The sequence below is a fragment of the Massilia aurea genome (assembly GCF_014200505.1).
GTDB classification, from domain to species: domain Bacteria; phylum Pseudomonadota; class Gammaproteobacteria; order Burkholderiales; family Burkholderiaceae_D; genus Telluria; species Telluria aurea_B.
In genome coordinates this window covers 304,377-325,505 of sequence record NZ_JACHBX010000003.1, presented here as the reverse complement: position 1 = coordinate 325,505, position 21,129 = coordinate 304,377, and the positions used below count along the sequence as shown (strand labels likewise).

Here is a 21,129-nt window from a genome sequence, read left to right as displayed (position 1 = left end):
TGTCTGCTTCTACTGAAAATTCAATCCTGGTCTTTCAGGAATAACTGGATGTCTTCGGGTTTTGGTGTGAACAGGCGCTGGGTGCGGCCCATTGAGTCGGTGATCCCTTCGAGGACGACGCCGCTGGCGGATTCCATGCGGTAGGGGACATGGGCCATGATCTCGCCGGTCTTTTCGTTCCGGACCACGAAGGCTTCGTTAAAAATCTCGGCGGGTTTGGACAGGGCCGGCAGACCGGTGCTGGCATCATGCGGCCCGGTGAGTTCCTTCATGCTGGCCTTGAACTCCACCTTTTTCGGGCTGAACAATTCGATGTTGCCGCCCTCCAGTTTCAGCTGCGCACCCTGCGCATTGAGCAGGACATGCTGCCTGGCCTTGATGTTGACCGATGCCGTGACACTGGCGACTGTGATGGCCTTGTCGGCGGTCAGCCGGGTTTCGGCTGTCGCGCTTGTGCTGCTGACCTTGCCGCTTGCTGCATGTAGCCGGATGCCTGTTTCCTGGTTCGGCTTGTCGCCTGCAGTTGTTTTGCCGTATGTGAACAGCGTGATCCCGTTCTTGACGGCGGCGAACGTATTGCCCTGCGCGGCCAGATTGATGTCGTGTCCCGCGTTCAGTGCGCTCGTCATGCCAGCAGTAAAGATGGAATGCATCGGCGTGGTAGCAGCAATGCCTGCCGGCGAACTCAATTGCATTTGCGGCTGCGCGTAGCCTGGCTCCGCGCCTGCCTCAGTCACCCCTGTGGACTGGGGCTGCGGCGCAGCGCCACCGCTGGTCTTGCCCTGCAGGGCATCCCAGCTACGCGCCATCGCATCGCTGACGCGCAGCGTACTTGCACCTGCTGCCGTACCCGTTCCCGCACCTGCAGCCGCGCCCGATCCCGTGCCGTTGTGCTTGCTCGCCAGTTCGGCCAGATCGGTCTGGAGTTGCAGGCTTTCCTCAATCTGCGTGACCGCCTCGTGCGAATCGAGCTGTGTTCCTGCGGCGCTCCCGCGCGCATCGGTCGACAGTAACAATCCCTTGCCAGCGCGCATGGCGACGCTGTGCTCGGTTTTGAGTTCTGCGCCGAAGCCCGCCGCCGCCAGGCGCTGATTGTCGGCCTGGTGCACCAGGTGGCCCAGATTGAGCTCGGCCGTCCCCTGGTGAGCGTTGGCATGGTGCTGCAGGCTGACGCGCGCCTGTCCCGGACTATCGTCGAGCACCAGCTGGCTGTAGGCGCCGCTGCCGCTCTGGCTGGCGCCAAGTGCCTGCGTCTTGAAGCCTGACAGGACGGCCGGATGCGCATGCCCGCCAGCTTGCCCGGCAAACCAGGCCGGCGCGTTACCGGTCGCGGCGCCTGCGCCCGCTGCCACCTGATTGTGCTGGGCGTCAACCTGGCCGCGGCCATTGTAGAGCGCACCGATCACCACCGGCCGGTCGATATTCCCATCCAGGAAATCCACGAGTACTTCCTGCCCGACCCGGGGCAGCGCGCTGCTGCCCCAGTTGGCTCCCGCCACGGGCGCCATCGGCGTTGCTACGCGGACCCAGGTGCTGGCGCCGTCGTCGCCCGGCGCGCCGGTATGGCCGTCCGGTTGCGGGTGCGCCAGCCGGTTGTGACTGCGCACGCCTCGCTGCCAATGGAACTGCACCTTCACCCGGTGATCGCGGTCGGTGTGAATCGCCGTTCCCGGCGGGCCGACGACGATGGCAGTCTGCTGGCCCATGACGGTCGGGCGCGGATGCAGCACGCACCCGTGCGCGTCACGCCCGCTGCTGCGGTACGGTACCTTGCTGCGGATAGCGTCGATCCGGTTGCGGTAGGTTGGCCGCTGCCCGATCGTCTTGCCGGTCGCGTGCAGGCTGGTGCGTTGCTCCTGGTCGATTGCAGCAGCCAGCAGGCCCACGCCGAGGCGTGCGTCGATATCGGTGCGCATCTCCGCGCTCAGGTTGTTGTGCATCAGGTGGACCACGCGCACGACGACAAAGCTGCGCTCGTCGTCGCTGGCCGCCGTATCAAGCGTGGCTTGCCCGGTGAGGGTAAACAGCGTGCCTGGCCGCAGCGTGCGCACGGTGCCCGCGCCAACGTGGATTTCCTTGTTCGCCTCGAAGGCTTGCAATTGGCGCTCGGCGATGCGCTGGCCTTGCGCACGCGATGCGTATGCGTACGCGCCCGGAACGTCGCGAGTGGTAAGTTCGGCCTGGCCGGCGCCGGGCGTGCTGGCAGCGTTCACCGGGCGGGTATCGAGTGACCGGTAGTCCCAGCTAACGAGCTCGACGGCATTCGGCTGCAAACGCAGTTCGGTGCGCCAGCGGTCGAAGGTATCCTGGCGCATCGTGGCGCCGGGTTGTGAAAAGGCGATGCTGCCCTGGCGGTCGCCTTCGAACGCACCATTGTGGTCAGCGATCACCATGGTATGCGTTCCCAGCGCCGGGGTGTCGGCCTGGCCCGCATGCTCGAAATAGTAGAACAGTCCTTCCTCGTGCATCAGCCGCTGGGCAAAGGCCAGGTCACTTTCGAGGTATTGCGTGGTGACGCTGCGCTTCGGATAAACGTCGCGGTCCTGCAGATCGAAACGCCAGGCCGGGACCAGTTTCCCCTTGCCGCTGTATCCCGCAAATACCGCATCGAGGATATCGGGCGTCGTCATGTCCTGGAATATCCGGCTGTCGCGTCCGTGCGAGAGGAAGGCCGACCAGGGCTCGATCGTCAACTGGTAGCGCGCCAGGCCACTGTTCGCGCCCGTCAATTCAACGGTGGTAACGTGGCCGTGGAACGGACGTAACGCGTCGCGACCGGCGGTCGTTAGAAGTTCCAACAGCACCGGTTGCCCGATCAGCGACTTCAGCGAAATCGCGGCATCGGTCGACAGCGCAGCAATCCTGAACTGAAAGCCCTGGCTGAGGCCTTCTTCCCCGCGCACGCATTCGGCAACCAGGACGTCGGCGCCCAGCGGCGTCGTGAGCCTCAGCAGACGCGCGTCCTGAGTCAATCCGAACATGAGGGACAGCGCGGACGCGGCGTCCGGAAATGACGTTAGTACTGACATGTAACCACTGCTCCAGTCGAGTTTGCATGGCCTTATTCAATGCAACGGATATTCGGTCGCATTTCTCCAACACGGTATTACAGCGTAGATGATACCTATTATCAAGAGATCTCATGAATCTTGGTCGTGTGCCGTGCACGACCCGTGGTGTGGATAATATGGGGTATCGCCCTATGCAGACGGGCTTGCCGTGCAGGCCGCCGCGACAACTTGTTACCAAGTCATGCAGGGCGCATGCCGCGCCAGACGCTTTCCGGCGTAAGCTTCGGGTCTGTCCATTGGAGGGATGAAGATGACAATGACCCGGATCATGGCGCTGGCCGTTGGCGCACTTGCCGCGTGTGCGGTGCAGGCGCAGGAACTGCTGCCAATCCAGACGCCAGCCGGCCCGGCGGTACTCAAGGCCGATGAGCTGCACGAACCCGACCCGTTTGCCGGAACGCGCAAGAGCGCGTCGCGCGTGTACGGCGCCGACGTTGCCGCCCAGCCCAATGACCACGTGTTCAAGGGCTTTCGGCGCGATCCGCGGTTGATCGGCGGCATCAAGGTCGCCCCGCATGTCGCGATCGAGGCCGGTTACGTCAATCTGCCCGACCGCGGCCTGTATCGGGACGAGCAGGGCAGGGCCGAGGGTGCATCGCAGGGGCTTGGCGAGAAAGGCTCCAGCAACCATCTGGCCGTCAAGGTATCGACGCCCGAGGATGCGCGGCTGTCGGCCTATGCCAAGGCAGGGATTGCCTACAGCGAGGTCAAGCGCGGCATCAATGCCGGGTCCGATATGGGGGCTTTCAACGGCGCCGGTCAGAGACTCAATGCCGGGTCCGATACGGGGCTGTACACGGGCGCGGGTGCAAAACTCAAGCTCGACAAATCAACGTCGGTCAATGCCGAGTTCTCGCGGCACGGCGACGCGGCCAAGAAGCTTGGCAGCGTCATCAAGGATGGCATCAAAGGCAATATGCAGATGGGCTTCTGATCCCGTCAGTGCGCCGCAGCGGGTGCAGTCGCGACCGGCGCCGAAGCACGCTTGGCTACCTTGTCGTCACGCAGTTCTTCAGGGTCGCGCAGCGGGATCATCAGGAACGCACTGAGCGCATACAGGCCGGCAAAGATCCAGATGATGCCGGCCACGCCCAGCGACGCGCTGAAGATGGCAACGATCGCCGGCCCGACCCAGGTCGAAGCCCCCGCGCCCAAGCTCAGCACCGACAATGCGGCGGCGCGGTTTTTCGGCACCAGCAGTGGCATCAGTGCCGACAGGGGCACGAAGCCGCCCAGCGTCATGCCGTACATCGCACCGAACAGCGCGGCGATGTAGAAGTTACCGATGAACAGCTGCGGCATGTAGAAGAACAGCGGCGTCGTGATGGCGCTGCCGACGGCGCCCATCCAGATTACCGTGTTGCGCAGGCCAAAGCGTGTGGCCAGGCGGCTCGAGATGATGTTGCCGGCAATATTGGCCACGAAAATGACGGTCACCAGGCGCAGCCACTGCTCCAGCGTGAAGCCGATGACATCCATGAAGAAGCCGGGCAACACGATAAAGAAGCCAAACATCGATGCGGTATTGATGGTGCGTACGACGCCGCTCAGCGAGGTCTTCGGCTCTTCCCACATGATCGAGACGCTGCCCATCAGTGACGTCAGCGGCTTTTCACCGACTGGCGCCAGGCGCTTGGTGCCGGCGGCATCCTTCACGCACAGCAGGGCCAGCGCGGCGCCGCCAATCACCAGGACCAGCGACAGCCAGAACGTGGCCAGTGCGCCAATCAGCGGTACCGAGAAGCTCGCCACCAGCGCGCCGAGGGTCGGCAGGCCGGCCGCATAGGCCACCCAGAACCAGCCCATTGCCAGGCCGAGCTTTTTGGCTGGCGTGGCGGCCACGATCCAGACCAGGAAGCCGTAGGCAAACAGCGGATAGCCGAAGCCGCGCAGAGCGTAGCCGGCCAGCATCATCGGATAGCTCATCTGGCCGACGCCGAATGTCAGGAACACCACCTGGAACACGACCCAGATACCGGCGCCGATCAGCATGACCTTCTTCGGCCCCCAGATATTCGACAGCGCACCGGCACACCAGGAACCGATCGCCACCGTCACGCCATACACGGTGAACAGGACTGCAATGTCGGCTTCGACCATGTTTTTCTGGGCCAGGTAGGGCGCCAGGTAGCCGAGTTCGACGCCATCGCCGATCATGAAGATCAGCAGGCCGACGAAGCCCCACAGCAGTGAGCGGGGAATTCCGAGCTTGTCGCACAGCCTGTCGAGGATGCCCGGTTGGGAAGAGGGGAGATGTGGCGATGCCGTTGGCATGCGGTTTGTTGTTGGAGACAAATTAGCACCTGCAAAATCGTGGCGTTCGTGAACGCGATGGGCGACCCGGAAGGGGCGAAGTGCGCGCAGCGGGGGCGCGTGGTAGGGCAGTTCCGGAGAGGAACTCAGGGCAAGGATGCCCGTGACATGCCGTGGGAACGACAAGCAACGACACGTGACCGCGCCATTGCGTGAGACCGGAGTTGATCTTTCTAAATAGTATCACATTTGCACAAATGTGTTAACTTGTTAGTGAATTTCGTGCGGATGTGCGACGTTGTTGAAAGATACGATCAGGAAGTAAAAAACCGCCGTGCCCGGAGCGGGGACGGCGGTTTTTGATGGCAACAGCTGGAAGCTTAGAACTCTTCCCACTCCGCTTCATTCATCTTGGTGGTGGCGACCGGCTTGCTGGCTGATTTGGCGATCGGCTTGCTGACTGGTTTCGTTGCCTGCTTTTCTGCCGGCTTGTTCACTGGCGCTTCGGCAGGCACGGGGGTAGACACCACAGCAGGCTTGGCCACCGCACGCGGCGCAGGCTTGCTCAGCGCCGGGCGTGCCGGTGGCGGACGCTTGACGGGCGCGCTTACCACGACCGGTGTCGTGTGCGCGGCGTCGAGCTTGAACACGTCGACCACCTGCGCCAGGCGCTTGGCCTGATCCTGCAGCGACGCCGTGGCGGCGGTGGCTTCCTCGACCAGTGCGGCGTTCTGCTGGGTGGCGTTGTCCATCTGGCCCATGGCCTGGTTGACCTGGTCGATGCCGGTGATCTGCTCCTGGCTGGCCGACGAGATCTCGCCCATGATGTCGGTCACGCGGCGGATCGAGTCCACTACTTCGCGCATCGTCGCGCCGGTCTGGTCGACCAGCTTGGTGCCGGTGTCGACTTTGTCGACCGAGTCGCCGATCAGGCCCTTGATTTCCTTGGCGGCGGCCGCCGAGCGCTGCGCCAGCGTGCGCACTTCGGATGCGACGACGGCAAAGCCGCGGCCCTGTTCGCCGGCGCGTGCTGCTTCCACGGCAGCATTCAGTGCCAGGATATTGGTCTGGAACGCGATGCCGTCGATGACGCTGATGATGTCGACGATCTTGCGCGACGACTCGTTGATCGAGCCCATCGTGGCGACCACCTGGTCGACCGAGGCGCCGGCCTGCGTCGCCACGCTCGAGGCGGCAATGGCGAGCTGGTTGGCCTGGCGCGCATTGTCGGCGTTCTGGCGCACGGTGCCCGTCAGTTCTTCCATCGAGGCGGCGGTTTCCTCCAGCGCGGCGGCCTGCTGTTCGGTGCGGCTCGACAGGTCGAAGCTGCCGGCGGCGATTTCGCCCGAGGCGCCGCTGATGGTCTGGGTGCCGGTGCGCACTTCATCGACGATCTTGGCCAGGCTGTCATTCATATTGCCCAGCGCGCGCAGCAGGGCGCCGGTTTCATCGCTGGCGCTGCTGTCGATGCGCACGGTCAGGTCGCCAGCGGCAACTTGTTCGGCAGCCTGCACGGCGCGGCGCAGCGGCCGGGTGATCGAGCGGGTCAGCAGCCAGGCGAAGACGCCGCCCAGCAGCAGGGCACCGGCCGCCAGCGAGCCGATGACGACCTTGCCACGTGATGCGGTGCCGGCAATCATTGCTGCACTGTCGCTGATGTGCTGTTGCTGCAGGTTGACCAGATCATGGACGCGTTCTTCATAGGCCTTGGCGGCCGGCGTGAATTGCTGGGTCAGGATCTGTTCAGCCAGTTCGGTGTTGCCATCGGCCTTGGCCTTGATGGCGCCGTCGCGCGCCTTGCTGTAGGCGGCGCGGTGTTCCATCACCGACTTGAACAGGGCCGTTTCCTCGTCACCACTGATCAACGGTTCGATCTTCTTGACCAGATCGGCCGACAGCTTGCCGGTGGCGGCCGCGTCTTCCTTGAAGTAGGCGGTCAGCGAGCCATCGCTGCTCTTGACAATGGCGGCGGTGCGGCGCACGGCGGCAAAAATCTGCGTGTACCACTCGGCGATCATGCGTTCTTTCGCCAGCGGCTCGGCCAGAATGATCTGGGTTTCCTGCGCGACCTGATTCAGGCGCCAGACGCCGACGGTCGCGATAATGACCGTCATCATGAGGGTCAGTGCGAACCCTGCTGCCAGTCGCGTACCGATATTGAGTTTGATGAAGTTGCCCATGTGTGATCTGCGTGAAATGTGTGAATGCGGCGCGGTCCAGCACCGGGAATAGGTGGCCAGCCGATGATCTCGACCGGTGTTGCCATTGACGTGAAGTTCGAGGTTACTGGCCCCGATTATTGCCCAACTGAAATTAAAAAGCACTCAGAATGGGTGGTAATTTGTGATTTTGTGATCGGCCAGCGACAGTGTTGCCAGAGAAGTTAACGCCTTGATATGAGGCGATATTTGCCGCTTTAAGGTATAATTTCTATTTCCCGCGTGTGCCGTTCGGCACCATCAGCACAATGACCAAATTCGTATTCGTCACTGGCGGCGTCGTCTCTTCCCTGGGCAAAGGGATTGCAGCCGCCTCCCTCGCCGCAATCCTCGAGAGCCGCGGTCTCAAAGTCACCATGCTCAAGCTCGATCCGTACATCAACGTCGATCCGGGCACCATGAGTCCAACCCAGCACGGCGAAGTGTTCGTCACCGACGACGGCGCCGAGACTGACCTCGACCTTGGCCACTACGAGCGTTTCATCAGCACCCGCATGAAAAAGGTGAATAATTTCACCACGGGTCAGATCTATGAATCGGTGATCCGCAAGGAACGTCGTGGCGAATACCTCGGCAAGACCGTGCAGGTGATCCCGCACATCACCAACGAGATCCAGGATTACATCCGCCGCGGCGCCGAAGGCGTCGATGTGGCGCTGGTCGAAATCGGCGGCACCGTCGGCGACATCGAGTCGCTGCCGTTCCTCGAAGCGGCGCGCCAGCTGTCGCTGCGTTCGGGCCGCAAGGGCGCCGCATTCGTGCACCTGACGCTCGTGCCGTTCATCGCTTCGGCCGGCGAACTCAAGACCAAGCCAACCCAGCACAGTGTGCAGAAGCTGCGCGAAATCGGCATCTCGCCCAACGCGCTGCTGTGCCGCGCCGACCGCCCGATCCCCGACGACGAGCGCGCCAAGATTTCGCTGTTCGCCAACGTCGAAGAACAGGCCGTCATTTCGGTGTGGGACGTCGACACCATCTACAAGGTGCCGCAAGTGCTGTGCGACCAGGGCCTGGATGACATCATCCTCGAAGCGCTCGGTCTGGACGCACCAAAAGCTGACCTGTCGATGTGGACCAAGCTGATCCATACGCTCGAGAATCCGAAGCACGAAGTCACGATCGGCATGGTCGGCAAGTACGTCGACCTGATCGAGTCGTACAAGTCGCTGACCGAAGCGCTGCGCCACGCCGGCATCCACACCGAAAGCCGCGTCAACATCGAGTACCTCGACTCTGAAGAAATCGAAACCCGTGGCTGCGACCACCTGGCCAAGTACGATGCGATCCTGGTGCCGGGCGGCTTTGGCAAGCGCGGCGTCGAAGGCAAGATCGCCGCTGCCCGCTATGCCCGTGAAAACAAGATCCCGTACCTGGGCATCTGCCTGGGCATGCAGGTCGCGCTGATCGAGTACGCACGCAATATGGCGGGCCTGGCCAACGCCAACTCGACCGAGTTCGACCCTGAGACCGACCAGCCGGTCGTCGCCCTGATCACCGAGTGGCAGAACCACGACGGCAAGGTCGAAAAGCGCGACACCAACTCGAACCTGGGTGGCACGATGCGCCTGGGCGCGCAGACCTGCGCCGTCAACCCGGGCACGCTGGCCGCTGAAATCTACGGCAACGTCGTCACCGAGCGTCACCGCCATCGCTACGAAGGCAACAACCACTACCTGCCAAAGGTCGAGGCTGCCGGCCTGACGGTGTCGGCGCGTACGCCGAACGAAGACCTGTGCGAAATCATGGAGCTGCCACGCACCGGCGCGAACTCGCACCCTTGGTATATGGGCGTGCAGTTCCACCCCGAGTTCAAGTCGACGCCGCGCAACGGCCACCCGCTGTTTACGTCGTTCATCCGGGCCGCCCTGGCGCACCAGGCATCGAACACCAATCCTGCCGCCAACGTTGAACTGGCCGCACCAGCACTCCAAGGAGACGCAGCATGAAACTCGCCGGATTCGACGTCGGCCTCGAGCACCCGATCTTTTTGATCGCCGGCACCTGCGTGATCGAATCGCGCCAGATGGCGATGGACACTGCGGGTACGCTCAAGGAAATCACCGCGGCACTGGGTATTCCATTCATCTACAAGTCGTCGTTCGACAAGGCCAATCGCTCGTCGGGCAAATCGTTCCGCGGCCCCGGCATCGAAAAGGGTCTCGAGATCCTGGCCGACGTGCGCCGCGAAATCGGCGTGCCGGTGCTGACCGACGTGCATGACGCCGAAATGATCCCGCATGTCGCGAGCATCGTCGACGTACTGCAAACGCCGGCGTTCCTGTGCCGCCAGACCGACTTCATCAACGCCTGCGCGCGTTCGGGCAAGCCGGTCAATATCAAGAAAGGCCAGTTCCTGGCCCCGGGCGACATGAAGAACGTCATCGACAAGGCGCGCGCCGCTGCGCGCGACGCAGGCCTCGAAGAAGATAACTTCATGGCCTGCGAGCGCGGCGCCTCGTTCGGCTACAACAACCTGGTGTCGGACATGCGTGGCCTGGCCATCATGCGCGAATCAAATTGCCCAGTGGTGTTCGATGCGACCCACTCGGTGCAGCTGCCGGGCGGGCAGGGCACGTCGTCGGGCGGCCAGCGCGAGCACATTCCTGTGCTGTCGCGCGCCGCCGTGGCGTCGGGCATTGCCGGCCTGTTCATGGAAACGCACCCGGATCCGGCCAATGCAATGTCGGATGGTCCGAATGCAGTGCCGCTGGCGCGCATGAAAGAGCTCCTGACGACCCTGGTCGAGATCGACCGCGTCGTCAAGAAGTCGCCGTTCCTGGAATTCGACTTCAAGTAACCGTTCAGGTTTGGATGCACCGTGTTGCGGGTATCCCTGAGGGACCCGGAGCACGGTGGTCCCCCCAAGATTACCTACCTTCTGGAGACTGAGAAACATGAGTGCTATCGTTGATATCATCGGCCGCGAAATCCTGGATTCCCGCGGTAACCCCACCGTCGAATGCGACGTCCTGCTCGAATCGGGCGTGATGGGCCGCGCGGCAGTGCCGTCGGGCGCATCGACCGGCTCGCGCGAAGCGATCGAACTGCGTGACGGCGATCCGAAGCGTTACTTCGGCAAAGGCGTGCTGCAAGCCTGCGAAAATATCAACACCGAGATCTCCGAAGCGATCATGGGCCTGGACGCGAACGAGCAGGCGTTCCTGGACCGCACCCTGATCGATCTCGATGGCACCGAAAACAAGAGCCGCCTGGGCGCCAACGCCATGCTGGCCGTGTCGATGGCCGTGGCCAAGGCCGCTGCCGAAGAAGCGGGCCTGCCGCTGTACCGCTACTTCGGCGGTTCGGGCGCGATGCAGATGCCGGTGCCGATGATGAACGTCATCAACGGCGGCGCGCACGCCGACAACAACCTGGACATCCAGGAATTCATGATCATCCCGGTGGGTGCCCCATCGTTCAAGGAAGCCATCCGCTACGGCGCCGAGGTGTTCCACACGCTCAAGAAAATCCTGCACGCACGCGGCCTGAACACGGCAGTTGGCGACGAAGGCGGTTTCGCCCCGTCGGTGGCCAACCATGAAGAAGCCATCAAGCTGATCATGGAAGCGATCGAGCAGGCTGGCTACGTTGCCGGCAAGGACATCGCGCTGGGCCTGGATTGCGCTGCCAGCGAGTTCTATAAAGATGGCCGCTACGTGCTCGAAGGCGAAGGCGGCCTGAGCCTGTCGGCAGAGGACTTCACCAACATGCTCGCGACCTGGTGCGACAAGTACCCGATCATCTCGATCGAAGACGCGATGCACGAAGGCGACTGGGAAGGCTGGGCTACCCTGACCGCCGCACTGGGCAAGAAAGTCCAGCTGGTGGGCGACGACCTGTTCGTCACCAACACCAAGATCCTGAAAGAGGGCATCCAGAAGGGCATCGCCAACTCGATCCTCATCAAGATCAACCAGATCGGCACGCTGACCGAAACGTTCGCCGCCATCGAGATGGCCAAGCGCGCCGGCTACACCGCCGTGATCTCGCACCGCTCGGGTGAAACCGAAGATTCGACCATCGCCGATATCGCCGTGGGCCTGAACGCGCTGCAGATCAAGACCGGTTCGCTGTCGCGTTCGGACCGCATGGCCAAGTACAACCAGTTGCTGCGCATCGAAGAAGACCTGGGCGACATCGCCAGCTACCCTGGCCGTGACGCGTTCTACAACCTGAAGTAATCCTCTGGGGCCGGCGCGCGGGATGGGACCATCCCACCCGCGCGTCGGCTTTTTTATCTCCTTCGTTTCTCACCATGCGCCTGATCACGATTGTCCTGGCTGCGCTGCTCGTGCTGATCCAGTATCCCCTCTGGCTTGGCAAGGGCGGCTGGCTGTCCGTGGCCGACATGCAGAACCAGGTCGAAACCACGCGCATCAAGACCGAGCAGCTCGCCGCGCGCAACAGCAAGCTCGACTCTGAAGTCGATGACCTGACCGAAGGTACGGGCGCCGTCGAAGAGCGTGCGCGTTATGACCTGGGCATGATTAAGCAGAACGAGATTTTCGTGCAGGTGCTGCGCAAGAACGAAATCCCGGTCGAATCGATGACCGTGCCGCCACCACCGCCACCGCCGAAACCGGGCGCCAAGCCAACCGGCGCTGCCGCACACTGAACCTATCACCATGACCGAAGAAACTACCCCGATCGATCCCGCCAGCCTCGATTCGCTCGACGCGATCGCAGACTGCCTGGCCGAAGCGTTCGAAGATGGCGATGGCGCCTTGATTACCGCAGCCCTGCAGGCAGTGGCGCAAGCGCCCGCCCTGGGCGAACTGGCCGCCAGCGTGGGCATGCCGCGCGACGCGCTGCAGGCGGCAATGACGGCGGGGGAGTTCGATATGGATCTCACGCTTGAGATCATGAAGGTCGTCGACCTGCACATGAGTGGCGGGAAGTAAAACGTTTCGCCACGCACACAAAAAAACGTCGTTCCCGCGAAGGCGGGAACCCAAGTTTGCATGCAGACCGGTTACTTTTAAGGTTACCGGTTGCGCGACGTGCTTGGGTTCCAGCCTTCGCTGGAACGACGTTTCTACGCTAACTCATTGAGCACGACTACAGCGGCCTGCAAAGGCCGCGTTAATGCTTACTCTTTCGACTGCGACGATGCGTCGCCCTGCTCGTGGCCTGCGCCTTGCTCCAGGAATGCACGCAGCATCCATGCATTTTTCTCGTGCACTTCCATGCGGGTCGACAGCATGTCGGCGGTCGGGAAATCGTCAATTTCGTCAGCAATACGCACGGCAGCGCGCGCGGTGCGGATCACGGCTTCCTGGCCTTCGACCAGTTGACGGATCATCTCTTTGGCCGACGGCACGTCGGTTTCTTCGGTGATGGTCGACAGTTCCACATAACGCTTGTAGGTGCCTGGTGCGAAGTGGCCCAGTGCGCGGATACGCTCGGCGATGTCGTCCAGTGCGGTCCACAGTTCGGTGTACTGCTCCTGGAACATCACGTGCAGGGTCTGGAACATCGGACCGGTCACGTTCCAGTGGAAGTTGTGGGTCTTGAGGTACAGCATGTAGCTGTCGGCCAGGACGGTCGAGAGCGATTCGACGATTTTTGCGCGGTCTTCGGTGTTGATGCCAATATCGATGTTCATGTGTATTTCTCCATTAGTCAGTGAGATGTATTTGGTGCCACTGTCTGAAAATGCAACAGTATCAAACAAACATCAGCTTACCACCACAGCCGAATCGCCGCAGGATGGTACGAGGCGTGTGACGAAGGGTGAGAATTGGCGCGCGCCAGTCGCGTAGACTGATTTGTTTCTGATAATAAAGGTCATCACATGACGTCGCAACGCGCGGTAGTGGCACTGGTCCTGGTACTTTCCGGCCCGGCATGGGCGCAGGTAGCGGCACCCGAAGCCAGTATGGAAACGAAGGTCGAAGTCAGCGGCGTCAAGGACCCTGAGCTACGCCCCTACCGCATCATGTCGCGTGGGCTGGACGCGTTCGACAAGCACCATGGCCTCGCGCCAAGCGCCAGTCTGCGCTTTGAATTGAAGAACCAGGATGGCACGACCCGGTCGCCGGACGGCCTGGCCCTGCGCCTGTCCGGTGATACGGTGGACCTCCCGCTCGCGCTCGACAGCGATGCGACGTTCATTTTGCCGCGTAGCCAGGAAGCATTCGATGACAATGCCGACCTGGTTTTGAACCGTAAAAAATCGCGGATGCGCTGGCGTCCGCGTGTGCGCAGTCCCGGCGTGCCGGACAACGCGCGCCGGCTGGGCGACATGCGGCTTGAATGCGAAGTGGCGTGGGCAGTGATGAAGGATGAGATCGGTATTGTGGCGCGCACCGCCATGGCAGTCGTCGGCGGGATGTGTCATGCGCCGATGACGGCGCTGTACTATCGCGCGCCAAAGCGGCTCGAGGCAGCGCGCCTGACATCGGGTGAGCGCACCAGGCTACTGACGCTGAGCGAAGATCATCACAGCTTTATCGTTCCGGTGCGCAGCAAGGAGTGGGACAACGACAGCCTGATTACCTACGAATTCGCAGCCGATGTGCAGCAGGCCGCGCCGCTGCAGGCCGCTCAATAAGAACAGGGCGCCGAAGCGCCCTGAATAGTCCGACAGTGCCGGCGCAAGGCCGGCCTGTCGACAATCTGGTGAGTTGTATTAGTGCGTGCTATTAGTGCGTGCTGCCGCTCGGCGGGATCAAGGTCTGGGCTGCGGTATCGACGGCAAACAGCTGCGCGCAATCGACCTTGTCGAACGAATAGTGCTTGCCGCAGAAATCGCAGTTTATGCCCAGTTCGCCCAGCTCGTCCAGCGCCGTTTCGACTTCCTGCTGGCCCAGCATCTTGAGCATATTGCCGACCTTTTCACGGTTGCAGCTGCAATGGAACTGCGGGTGCATCGGGTCGAACACGCGGATCGTCTCTTCCCAGAACAGGCGGTGCAGCAGCGTCGAGATGTCGGTCGACAGCAGCTCTTCGTGCTTGAGCGTGCCGCCCAGCGCCGCGGCGCGGTTCCAGGTTTCCAGGTCTTCCGCTTCGGATGCCTGCTTGGTCTGGTCTTCGCCACCGCTGTGACGCGGCAGCTTTTGCAGCAGCATGCCGCGCGCGACCTTGTCGTCGGCGGCAACCCACAGGCGCGTGTCGAGCTGCTCCGAACGCAGCATGTAGTTTTCGATGACCGTGGCGACGTCGTCGCCATCCAGCGGCACGATGCCCTGGTACGGTTGCTGGCCCGGCATCTTTTCGAGCGGGTCGAGCGTGATCACGAAGCGGCCCGTGCCCTGCACATTGACCAGCTGGCCGAGCGTCGCGTCGTCGGTGACGTCAACGTCCGGTGCCAGCTTGGCCGTGGCGCGCATGCGCAGGTCGGCGTCGCATTCGACGACAAGCAGGCGCACCGGGCCGTCGCCGTGGATCTGCATCACGATCGAGCCATTGAACTTGAGGTTGGCCGACAGCAGGGCGCAGGCGGCCACCATCTCGCCCAACACCGAGCGCACCGCTCTCGGGTAGCCGTGGCGCGCCTGGATCTCGCGCCAGGTGTCGGAAATCTCGACCAGCTCGCCGCGCACGGCGGCGTTGTCGAAGATGAATTTTTGCAGCGTGTCGCCGGTGGTGCTCGTGATGTCAAGCGTGGTGTCTGGTGTCGTCATTCTTTATCCGATTCTCTTTAGCTGTGTATTGAATAGCTGGCCTCGCGCGACATAGCTCGCGGCATTGCCCTGCAGGCGCAGCAGGTCTTCTTGTGTCAGTGTCCGTACCACTTTCGCGGGCGAACCCAGGATCAGCGAGTGATCCGGAAATGTCTTGTTCTCGGTGACCAGCGCGCCGGCGCCGACCAGGCAACCCTTGCCGATGCGGGCGCCGTTGAGGATCACCGCGCCGATGCCGATCAGCGAACCGTCGCCGACCGTGCAACCGTGCAGCATGGCCTGGTGGCCGATCGTCACGCCCTGGCCGATGTCGAGCGGATAGCCCATATCGGTATGCATCACCGTGCCTTCCTGCACATTGCTGTTTTCGCCAATGGTGATGCGTTCGTTGTCGCCCCGGAGCGTGGCCCCGAACCACACCGACGTATTGGCCGCCAGTGTGACCTTGCCGATCAGCGTGGCCGAATCGGCAACAAATGCCGACGGATCGATCTCGGGTGCATGTTCGCCCAGCTGGTAAATGGCCATGGATGCGCTCGCAGAAGGTTGGAATGGCGCTATTTTACCGCCCCATGCCCCGGGCAGCGCCGGCTTCGCCATCGCCCGAAGACCGGCAGATGGGGCCACGCTGCGCGAATTCAACGGCCCGGCGATATAATTGCCTGAACGATCGTACTTTTTTCGAGGCCTCATGAAACTTTCACGTTCAGAATTTGTCACCGTGCGCGGCCTGCGCCTTCACGTGCGCCACTGGGGAAGCGAAGGTGCGCCCAAGCTGTTCATGCTGCACGGCTGGATGGACGTGGCGGCGTCGTTCCAGTTTGTCGTCGATGCGTTGGCGGGCGACTGGCACGTGATCGCACCCGACTGGCGCGGCTTCGGACACAGCGACCGTTCGGGCGCCGATACCTACTGGTTCCCGGATTACGTGGCCGACCTCGATGCGCTGCTCGACCGTTTCGCACCGGACCAGGCCGTGAACCTGCTCGGCCACAGCATGGGCGGCAATATCGCCGGCCTGTACGCCGGCGTGCGGCCCCACCGCGTGGGCAAGCTGATCAACCTGGAAGGCTTTGGCCTGCCGGGCACGAAAGCGGCCCAGTATCCGAAACGGCTGGCCAACTGGCTCGACGAGCTGCGCGCGCCACCCGAGATGCGTGGCTATGCGAGCCTGGACGAAGTGGCGGCGCGCCTGCGCAAGACCAATCCGCGCCTGTCGTATGAGCGTTCGAGCTTTCTTGCTGCGCACTGGTCCGAGCAGGATCGCGACGGCCAGTGGCGCATCCTGGGCGATCCGGCGCACAAGATGACGGGGCCGCTGCTGTACCACGTCGACGAAATGATGGCGGCGTGGTCGGCTATCACGGCGCCGGTGCTGTGGGTCGAGGCCGAGGACACCGATATGTGGCGCTGGATGGGCGCGAAGGAGCAGGCGCGCGCCGAAGTCGACCGCCGCATGGGCTATTTGCAGCACGTCACGGCGCGCATGGTGCCGCAGGCGGGGCATATGCTGCACCACGACCAGCCCGAATTGCTGGCGCGCATGATCGAAGACTTCCTCGCTGCACCGACAGATTGATGCGCGTACAATGGAGTGTCCATCCCGCCTGCTGAATATCCCATGCTGAAAGTCGACCTGCACTGCCATTCCAATGTTTCCGACGGCGTCCTTGCGCCAGCGGACGTGGCCGCTTACGCCGGCAAGAGCGGCGTGAATGTATGGGCGCTGACCGACCATGACGAAATCAGCGGCGTGAAGGCGGCGCGGCAGGCGGCCACGGCGCTGGGCATGCGTTTCGTGGCGGGCGTCGAGATTTCGGTGACTTGGGCCAACGAGACGGTCCACGTCGTCGGCCTGCAGGTCGATGAAAACAACCCCGCGCTGATCGCCGGCCTGGCAGCAACCCGCAACGGGCGCGAAAAACGGGCCCGCGAAATGGCGGCGCAGCTGGAGCAGGCCGGCATTCCTACGCCGTATGAAGGCGCGCTGCGCTATGTCGCCAATCCCGACCTGATGTCGCGCACCCACTTTGCGCGCTACCTGTGCGAGATCGGCGTCTGCACGACGACCTCCGACGTGTTCCGCCGCTTCCTGACCGAAGGCAAGCCGGGTTATGTGCCGCATCGCTGGGCCACGCTCGGCGAAGCAATGGGCTGGATCCAGGGCGCGGGCGGTATCGCCGTCATCGCGCACCCGGGGCGCTACCGCTTCAGCGACACGGCCCAGGGCGCACTGTTCGATGAGTTCCGTCAACTGGGCGGCACCGCCATCGAGGTGGTCACAGGCAGCCACACGCCGGATCAATACGGCACTTATGCCGAAGTTGCGCGCCGTTATGGCTTTCTTGCATCGCGCGGCACCGACTTCCACGCCCCCGGCGAATCGCGGGTCGAGTTCGCCGAGCTGCCACCATTGCCATCCGGCGTGACGCCGGTCTGGCACGACTGGTTCTAACACTCCCTTGCGCTTGACTGTACGGCCAGCCGCTCCTGCGGCTGGCCGCGTCACGCCTGTTGCTTTCCTGTTTTTATAAAGAATTTGCCCATCAGCTCTTGTAAAAGCCGTTTTATACTCCAATTGGAGTATATGCCGCGTATGGAGAGCACGATGAAAGCAGTTTTACCCCAACAGAAACTCCCTGACAGCGACAAGGTCACGGTCAATGTCGGCCTGGTCGACCTGGCCCAGGTCGACCTGCTCGTCGAGGAAGGGTTCTATTCCAACCGTACCGACCTGGTGCGCACGGCCATTCGCAATCTGCTCACGCAGCACGCCGACGTGATCCGCCAGACCATCGTGCGCAAGCGCTATGTGATGGGCTTGTACCGCTACTCGGTGCAGGAGCTCGAGCAACTGGTGGCAGAAGGGCAGCAACTGGATATCCATGTGCTGGGCCTGGCGGTCATCGAAGACAACGTATCACCTGAACTTGCCCGGAATGCGATCGCTTCGATCCAGGTCCTGGGCGCCTTTGTTGCATCACCTGCCGTGCGCGCCGCGCTGGCAGATCGCACCCTTACCTAGACTGGAACGCTATGAAATCGCTCGACCAATTCATGAACAAGATGATGGCCTCTGCCCGCCTCGTGCAGAACAAGGATGTGGCCTCGGCCACCGCCACGATCCAGCAAGCGCTGGCGCAGGCCGGCCTGATGCCGGGGCAGGGGCAGGGCGCCGCGCCCGCCAGCAAGGACGCCACGGCATTTGTGGACATCAACCCGGCGCCCGATTGGCAAGCCCAGCTGCGCAAGGGGCAGGCGGCCATGCGCGCCGCCGGCGTCGGTGTCGGCATTGGCGTGCCTCAAAATGACGATGTGGCGGTCATGGACGACGTCGCCGGTGGCACCTTCACGGCAGGCGTCTTTTCGAACGCCGCCGGCCGCCGCCGCTACAAGCTGTATATCCCGTCGCAGCCGGCGACCGCGCCGCGCCCGCTGATCGTCATGCTGCACGGCTGCACGCAGAATCCCGACGATTTCGCGCTCGGCACCGGCATGAATCGCCTCGCTGAAGAAGCGAACTGCCTCGTGCTGTATCCGGAGCAGGACAGCGCGTCGAACCGCACGCAGTGCTGGAACTGGTTCGAATCAGGCCACCAGGCGCGCGATGCGGGCGAGCCGGGCATCATCGCCGGGCTGACGCGGCAGATCGTCAAGGAGCACGGCGCCGATCCGGCCCAGGTATTCGTGGCCGGCATGTCGGCGGGCGGGGCGATGGCGGCCGTGCTGGGCGCCGAATATCCCGACCTGTTCGCGGCAGTGGGCGTGCACTCCGGCTTGCCGGCCGGTAGCGGGCGCGACATGATCACCGGCTTGCAGGCCATGAAGAAACCGGCCAAGGGCCGCGCCTTGCGCGAAGCGGTGCCCGTCATCGTGTTCCACGGCAGTACCGATCACGTGGTGGCGCCGGCCAATGGCGACGCCGTGCTGCAGCAGTATGTGGGCGCTCACGCCGGCCTGCACGCCGCGCCACTGAGCGTGCGCCACGACGATGCCGCCCATGGTGGGCGCCGTTGCCGCCGCAGTGTCTGGCGCGATGACGCGGGCCGGGCGATGGCGGAGCAGTGGGTCGTGCAGGGCGCAGGACATGCCTGGGCCGGCGGCAACGCGGCCGGATCGCATACCGATGCGGCAGGGCCGTCGGCGTCAAAGGAAATGCTGCGCTTCTTCCTGAAGGAGTGCCGCTGAGGTTTCTGCATCCAAGCTACCCGCACGTCGTTCCCGCGCCGGCGGGAACCCAAGTTCAGCGTACGTGGTCGCCATCATGTGATCGGCCCGCAGCGGACTTGGGTTCCCGCCTTCGCGGGAACGACGTGCTGGAGATCGTGAGGCAGGCGAGTCCGCCCTTGAATTTTCCGACAGGAAGCCCAATATTGGCATCCTGTCACTAATTCAGGAGTTGTCCGCCATGAAGCGCATTGTTCTTTTCCTCGCCACCAATCTCGCCGTCGTTCTGGTGCTGTCGCTGGTCATGAACGTGCTCGGTCTTGGCCGCGCCGTCTCGGCGCAGGGCATCGACTTCGCTTCGCTGGCCGTGATGTCGCTCGTCATCGGCTTCACCGGTTCGTTTATCTCGCTGCTAATCAGCAAACCGATGGCCAAATGGTCGACCGGCGCCCGCGTGATCGAACAACCGGCCAACTCCACCGAGCAGTGGCTGGTGGACACCGTGCGCCGCCTGGCCGAGCGTGCCGGCATCGGCATGCCCGAGGTCGCCGTCTATGATGGCGAGCCGAATGCGTTCGCCACCGGCGCCTTCAAGAATTCGGCGCTGGTCGCCGTTTCTACTGGCCTGCTGCAAAGCATGAACCAGGATGAAGTCGAAGCCGTCCTGGGCCATGAAGTCGCCCACATTGCCAATGGCGACATGGTCACGCTGACGCTGATCCAGGGTGTGGTCAATACCTTTGTCGTGTTCTTCGCGCGCGTGGTCGGCTTCTTTGTCGACAAGCTGCTGTTCCGTAAAGAGGGCGACGCGCCCGGCATCGGCTACTTCCTGACCGTGATGGTCTGCGAAGTCCTGTTCGGCCTGCTCGCCTCGATCATCGTGGCCTGGTTCTCGCGCCAGCGCGAATTCCGCGCCGACGCCGGCGCCGCCAAACTGATGGGTAGCCCGGTGCCGATGCAGCACGCGCTGGCCCGCCTGGGCGGCTTCGCGCCGGGCGCGTTGCCGAAAGCGATGTCGGCATCGGGCATCTCCGGCAGCGGCGGCGGCTGGGGCGCGCTGTTCTCGACCCACCCGCCGATGGAGCAGCGTATTGCCGCGCTCCAGTCGCTGCCTAACCAATAACAAGGACAACATCCATGGGCCAGTTTTTCCAGATTCACCCTGAAAATCCGCAAGCGCGCCTGATCAAGCAGGCCGCGCAGATCGTCAGCGCTGGCGGCATCGTCGCGCTGCCGACCGATTCCGCATACGCACTCGTCTGCCGGCTGGACGACAAGAACGCGGTCGAGAAGCTGCGCCGTATCCGTGGCGTCGATGACAAGCACCACCTGACGCTGCTGGTGCGCGACCTCTCCGAAGTGGCGCAATATGCGCGCGTGGACAATACGCAATACCGCCTGCTCAAGGCCACGATGCCAGGTCCGTACACGGTGATTCTGGAAGCCACGCGCGAGCTGCCGCGGCGCCTGTCGCACCCGTCGCGCAAGACGATCGGTCTGCGCGTGCCCGAAAACCGCATCACGCTGGCGCTGCTCGAAGAGCTGGGCGAGCCGCTGATCGGCACCACGCTGCAACTGCCGGGCGACGAGCACATGCTGTCGGATCCCGATGAAGTGCGCGAGCGCCTCGAAAAGCAGATCGAACTGATCATCGATGGCGGCGCCGGCATGCTGGAAGCGACCACCGTGATCGATCTGACCGGCCCCGAGCCGGTGCTGATTCGTGAGGGCAGGGGCGACCCGGCGGCGTTCGGCCTGTAATCAGGCGGGCTGTAGCCTGCAAGGCTGCCTTAA

General features: G+C 63.1%; 19 protein-coding genes. 13 read left to right on the top strand and 6 right to left on the bottom strand.

The genetic code is table 11. From position 1 onward, the window contains the following. Positions 1 to 20: 20 nt before the first annotated feature. A complete protein-coding gene (locus HD842_RS15315; RefSeq protein ID WP_229424779.1) occupies positions 21 to 2,981 on the bottom strand; it encodes a type VI secretion system Vgr family protein in 2,961 nt (986 codons plus the stop codon). 340 nt (positions 2,982 to 3,321) lie between these two features. Between HD842_RS15315 and HD842_RS15310 the strand changes: the two genes are divergently transcribed. Further along, positions 3,322 to 4,005 (top strand): outer membrane beta-barrel protein, encoded by a 684-nt coding sequence (locus HD842_RS15310; RefSeq protein ID WP_183555585.1) that lies wholly within the window; start codon positions 3,322 to 3,324, stop codon positions 4,003 to 4,005. 5 nt (positions 4,006 to 4,010) lie between these two features. Here the strand turns inward: HD842_RS15310 and HD842_RS15305 are convergent, their stop codons facing one another. Together HD842_RS15305 and HD842_RS15300 are read right to left on the bottom strand one after the other, a co-directional pair. Beyond that, on the bottom strand, positions 4,011 to 5,345 hold the full coding sequence (locus HD842_RS15305; protein WP_221290640.1) for an MFS transporter: 1,335 nt from the start codon (positions 5,343 to 5,345) through the stop codon (positions 4,011 to 4,013). A 359-nt stretch (positions 5,346 to 5,704) separates the two neighbouring features. Continuing rightward, on the bottom strand, positions 5,705 to 7,504 hold the full coding sequence (locus HD842_RS15300; protein WP_183555584.1) for a methyl-accepting chemotaxis protein: 1,800 nt from the start codon (positions 7,502 to 7,504) through the stop codon (positions 5,705 to 5,707). A 287-nt stretch (positions 7,505 to 7,791) separates the two neighbouring features. On the opposite strand from HD842_RS15300, the gene HD842_RS15295 reads away from it, so the two are divergent. The 5 genes from HD842_RS15295 (at position 7,792) to HD842_RS15275 (ending at position 12,444) form a co-directional block, all read left to right on the top strand. Then, complete coding sequence (locus HD842_RS15295; RefSeq protein WP_183555583.1) at positions 7,792 to 9,489, top strand: CTP synthase; 1,698 nt, start codon at positions 7,792 to 7,794, stop codon at positions 9,487 to 9,489. Further along, complete coding sequence (gene kdsA, locus HD842_RS15290; RefSeq protein WP_183555582.1) at positions 9,486 to 10,340, top strand: 3-deoxy-8-phosphooctulonate synthase; 855 nt, start codon at positions 9,486 to 9,488, stop codon at positions 10,338 to 10,340. Before HD842_RS15295 ends, kdsA begins: the two co-directional genes overlap by 4 nt. 97 nt (positions 10,341 to 10,437) lie before the next feature. Beyond that, positions 10,438 to 11,724 carry a phosphopyruvate hydratase gene (eno, locus tag HD842_RS15285; protein ID WP_183555581.1) on the top strand — a complete coding sequence of 429 codons (1,287 nt, stop codon included), beginning with the start codon at positions 10,438 to 10,440 and terminating at the stop codon, positions 11,722 to 11,724. Positions 11,725 to 11,798: 74 nt separating this feature from the next. Then, entirely contained in the window at positions 11,799 to 12,158 is a 360-nt protein-coding gene (ftsB, locus tag HD842_RS15280; protein ID WP_183555580.1) for a cell division protein FtsB, read from the top strand. Between the two features lie 10 nt (positions 12,159 to 12,168). Beyond that, positions 12,169 to 12,444 (top strand): helix-turn-helix domain-containing transcriptional regulator, encoded by a 276-nt coding sequence (locus HD842_RS15275; RefSeq protein WP_183555579.1) that lies wholly within the window; start codon positions 12,169 to 12,171, stop codon positions 12,442 to 12,444. A gap of 188 nt (positions 12,445 to 12,632) precedes the next feature. Here the strand turns inward: HD842_RS15275 and HD842_RS15270 are convergent, their stop codons facing one another. Further along, the gene (locus HD842_RS15270; RefSeq protein WP_183555578.1) at positions 12,633 to 13,148 is read right to left on the bottom strand and encodes a Dps family protein; all 516 of its coding nucleotides are present in this window, start codon (positions 13,146 to 13,148) and stop codon (positions 12,633 to 12,635) included. Positions 13,149 to 13,337: 189 nt separating this feature from the next. Here HD842_RS15270 and HD842_RS15265 point away from each other — a divergent pair, with 189 nt between their 5' ends. Further along, positions 13,338 to 14,096, top strand: a complete 759-nt coding sequence (locus tag HD842_RS15265; protein ID WP_183555577.1) for a hypothetical protein — start codon at positions 13,338 to 13,340, stop codon at positions 14,094 to 14,096. Positions 14,097 to 14,187: 91 nt separating this feature from the next. Here the strand turns inward: HD842_RS15265 and hslO are convergent, their stop codons facing one another. Then, entirely contained in the window at positions 14,188 to 15,168 is a 981-nt protein-coding gene (hslO, locus tag HD842_RS15260; RefSeq protein WP_183555576.1) for an Hsp33 family molecular chaperone HslO, read from the bottom strand. 3 nt (positions 15,169 to 15,171) lie between these two features. Then, a complete protein-coding gene (locus tag HD842_RS15255; protein ID WP_183555575.1) occupies positions 15,172 to 15,696 on the bottom strand; it encodes a gamma carbonic anhydrase family protein in 525 nt (174 codons plus the stop codon). Positions 15,697 to 15,859: 163 nt separating this feature from the next. On the opposite strand from HD842_RS15255, the gene HD842_RS15250 reads away from it, so the two are divergent. The 6 genes from HD842_RS15250 (at position 15,860) to HD842_RS15225 (ending at position 21,096) form a co-directional block, all read left to right on the top strand. Continuing rightward, on the top strand, positions 15,860 to 16,747 hold the full coding sequence (locus tag HD842_RS15250; protein ID WP_183555574.1) for an alpha/beta fold hydrolase: 888 nt from the start codon (positions 15,860 to 15,862) through the stop codon (positions 16,745 to 16,747). Positions 16,748 to 16,789: 42 nt separating this feature from the next. After that, on the top strand, positions 16,790 to 17,623 hold the full coding sequence (locus HD842_RS15245; RefSeq protein ID WP_183555573.1) for a 3',5'-nucleoside bisphosphate phosphatase: 834 nt from the start codon (positions 16,790 to 16,792) through the stop codon (positions 17,621 to 17,623). 153 nt (positions 17,624 to 17,776) lie between these two features. Next, positions 17,777 to 18,193, top strand: coding sequence for a CopG family transcriptional regulator (locus HD842_RS15240; protein ID WP_229424778.1), 417 nt, complete (start codon positions 17,777 to 17,779; stop codon positions 18,191 to 18,193). A gap of 11 nt (positions 18,194 to 18,204) precedes the next feature. Beyond that, the gene (locus HD842_RS15235; protein ID WP_183555572.1) at positions 18,205 to 19,356 is read left to right on the top strand and encodes an extracellular catalytic domain type 1 short-chain-length polyhydroxyalkanoate depolymerase; all 1,152 of its coding nucleotides are present in this window, start codon (positions 18,205 to 18,207) and stop codon (positions 19,354 to 19,356) included. A 220-nt stretch (positions 19,357 to 19,576) separates the two neighbouring features. Then, positions 19,577 to 20,458, top strand: coding sequence for a protease HtpX (gene htpX / locus HD842_RS15230; RefSeq protein WP_183555571.1), 882 nt, complete (start codon positions 19,577 to 19,579; stop codon positions 20,456 to 20,458). Positions 20,459 to 20,472: 14 nt separating this feature from the next. Continuing rightward, complete coding sequence (locus HD842_RS15225; RefSeq protein ID WP_183555570.1) at positions 20,473 to 21,096, top strand: L-threonylcarbamoyladenylate synthase; 624 nt, start codon at positions 20,473 to 20,475, stop codon at positions 21,094 to 21,096. The last annotated feature ends 33 nt before the right edge of the window (positions 21,097 to 21,129 follow it).

Coding starts and splice junctions, on each gene's coding strand:
- HD842_RS15240 (WP_229424778.1), top strand. CDS start 17,777: ATGAAAGCAGTTTTACCCCAACAGAAACTCCCTGACAGCGACAAGGTC.
- ftsB (WP_183555580.1), top strand. CDS start 11,799: ATGCGCCTGATCACGATTGTCCTGGCTGCGCTGCTCGTGCTGATCCAG.
- htpX (WP_183555571.1), top strand. CDS start 19,577: ATGAAGCGCATTGTTCTTTTCCTCGCCACCAATCTCGCCGTCGTTCTG.
- kdsA (WP_183555582.1), top strand. CDS start 9,486: ATGAAACTCGCCGGATTCGACGTCGGCCTCGAGCACCCGATCTTTTTG.
- HD842_RS15300 (WP_183555584.1), bottom strand. CDS start 7,504: ATGGGCAACTTCATCAAACTCAATATCGGTACGCGACTGGCAGCAGGG.
- HD842_RS15245 (WP_183555573.1), top strand. CDS start 16,790: ATGCTGAAAGTCGACCTGCACTGCCATTCCAATGTTTCCGACGGCGTC.
- HD842_RS15265 (WP_183555577.1), top strand. CDS start 13,338: ATGACGTCGCAACGCGCGGTAGTGGCACTGGTCCTGGTACTTTCCGGC.
- HD842_RS15235 (WP_183555572.1), top strand. CDS start 18,205: ATGAAATCGCTCGACCAATTCATGAACAAGATGATGGCCTCTGCCCGC.
- HD842_RS15275 (WP_183555579.1), top strand. CDS start 12,169: ATGACCGAAGAAACTACCCCGATCGATCCCGCCAGCCTCGATTCGCTC.
- HD842_RS15310 (WP_183555585.1), top strand. CDS start 3,322: ATGACAATGACCCGGATCATGGCGCTGGCCGTTGGCGCACTTGCCGCG.
- HD842_RS15295 (WP_183555583.1), top strand. CDS start 7,792: ATGACCAAATTCGTATTCGTCACTGGCGGCGTCGTCTCTTCCCTGGGC.
- HD842_RS15270 (WP_183555578.1), bottom strand. CDS start 13,148: ATGAACATCGATATTGGCATCAACACCGAAGACCGCGCAAAAATCGTC.
- HD842_RS15315 (WP_229424779.1), bottom strand. CDS start 2,981: ATGTTCGGATTGACTCAGGACGCGCGTCTGCTGAGGCTCACGACGCCG.
- eno (WP_183555581.1), top strand. CDS start 10,438: ATGAGTGCTATCGTTGATATCATCGGCCGCGAAATCCTGGATTCCCGC.
- HD842_RS15255 (WP_183555575.1), bottom strand. CDS start 15,696: ATGGCCATTTACCAGCTGGGCGAACATGCACCCGAGATCGATCCGTCG.
- HD842_RS15305 (WP_221290640.1), bottom strand. CDS start 5,345: ATGCCAACGGCATCGCCACATCTCCCCTCTTCCCAACCGGGCATCCTC.
- hslO (WP_183555576.1), bottom strand. CDS start 15,168: ATGACGACACCAGACACCACGCTTGACATCACGAGCACCACCGGCGAC.
- HD842_RS15250 (WP_183555574.1), top strand. CDS start 15,860: ATGAAACTTTCACGTTCAGAATTTGTCACCGTGCGCGGCCTGCGCCTT.
- HD842_RS15225 (WP_183555570.1), top strand. CDS start 20,473: ATGGGCCAGTTTTTCCAGATTCACCCTGAAAATCCGCAAGCGCGCCTG.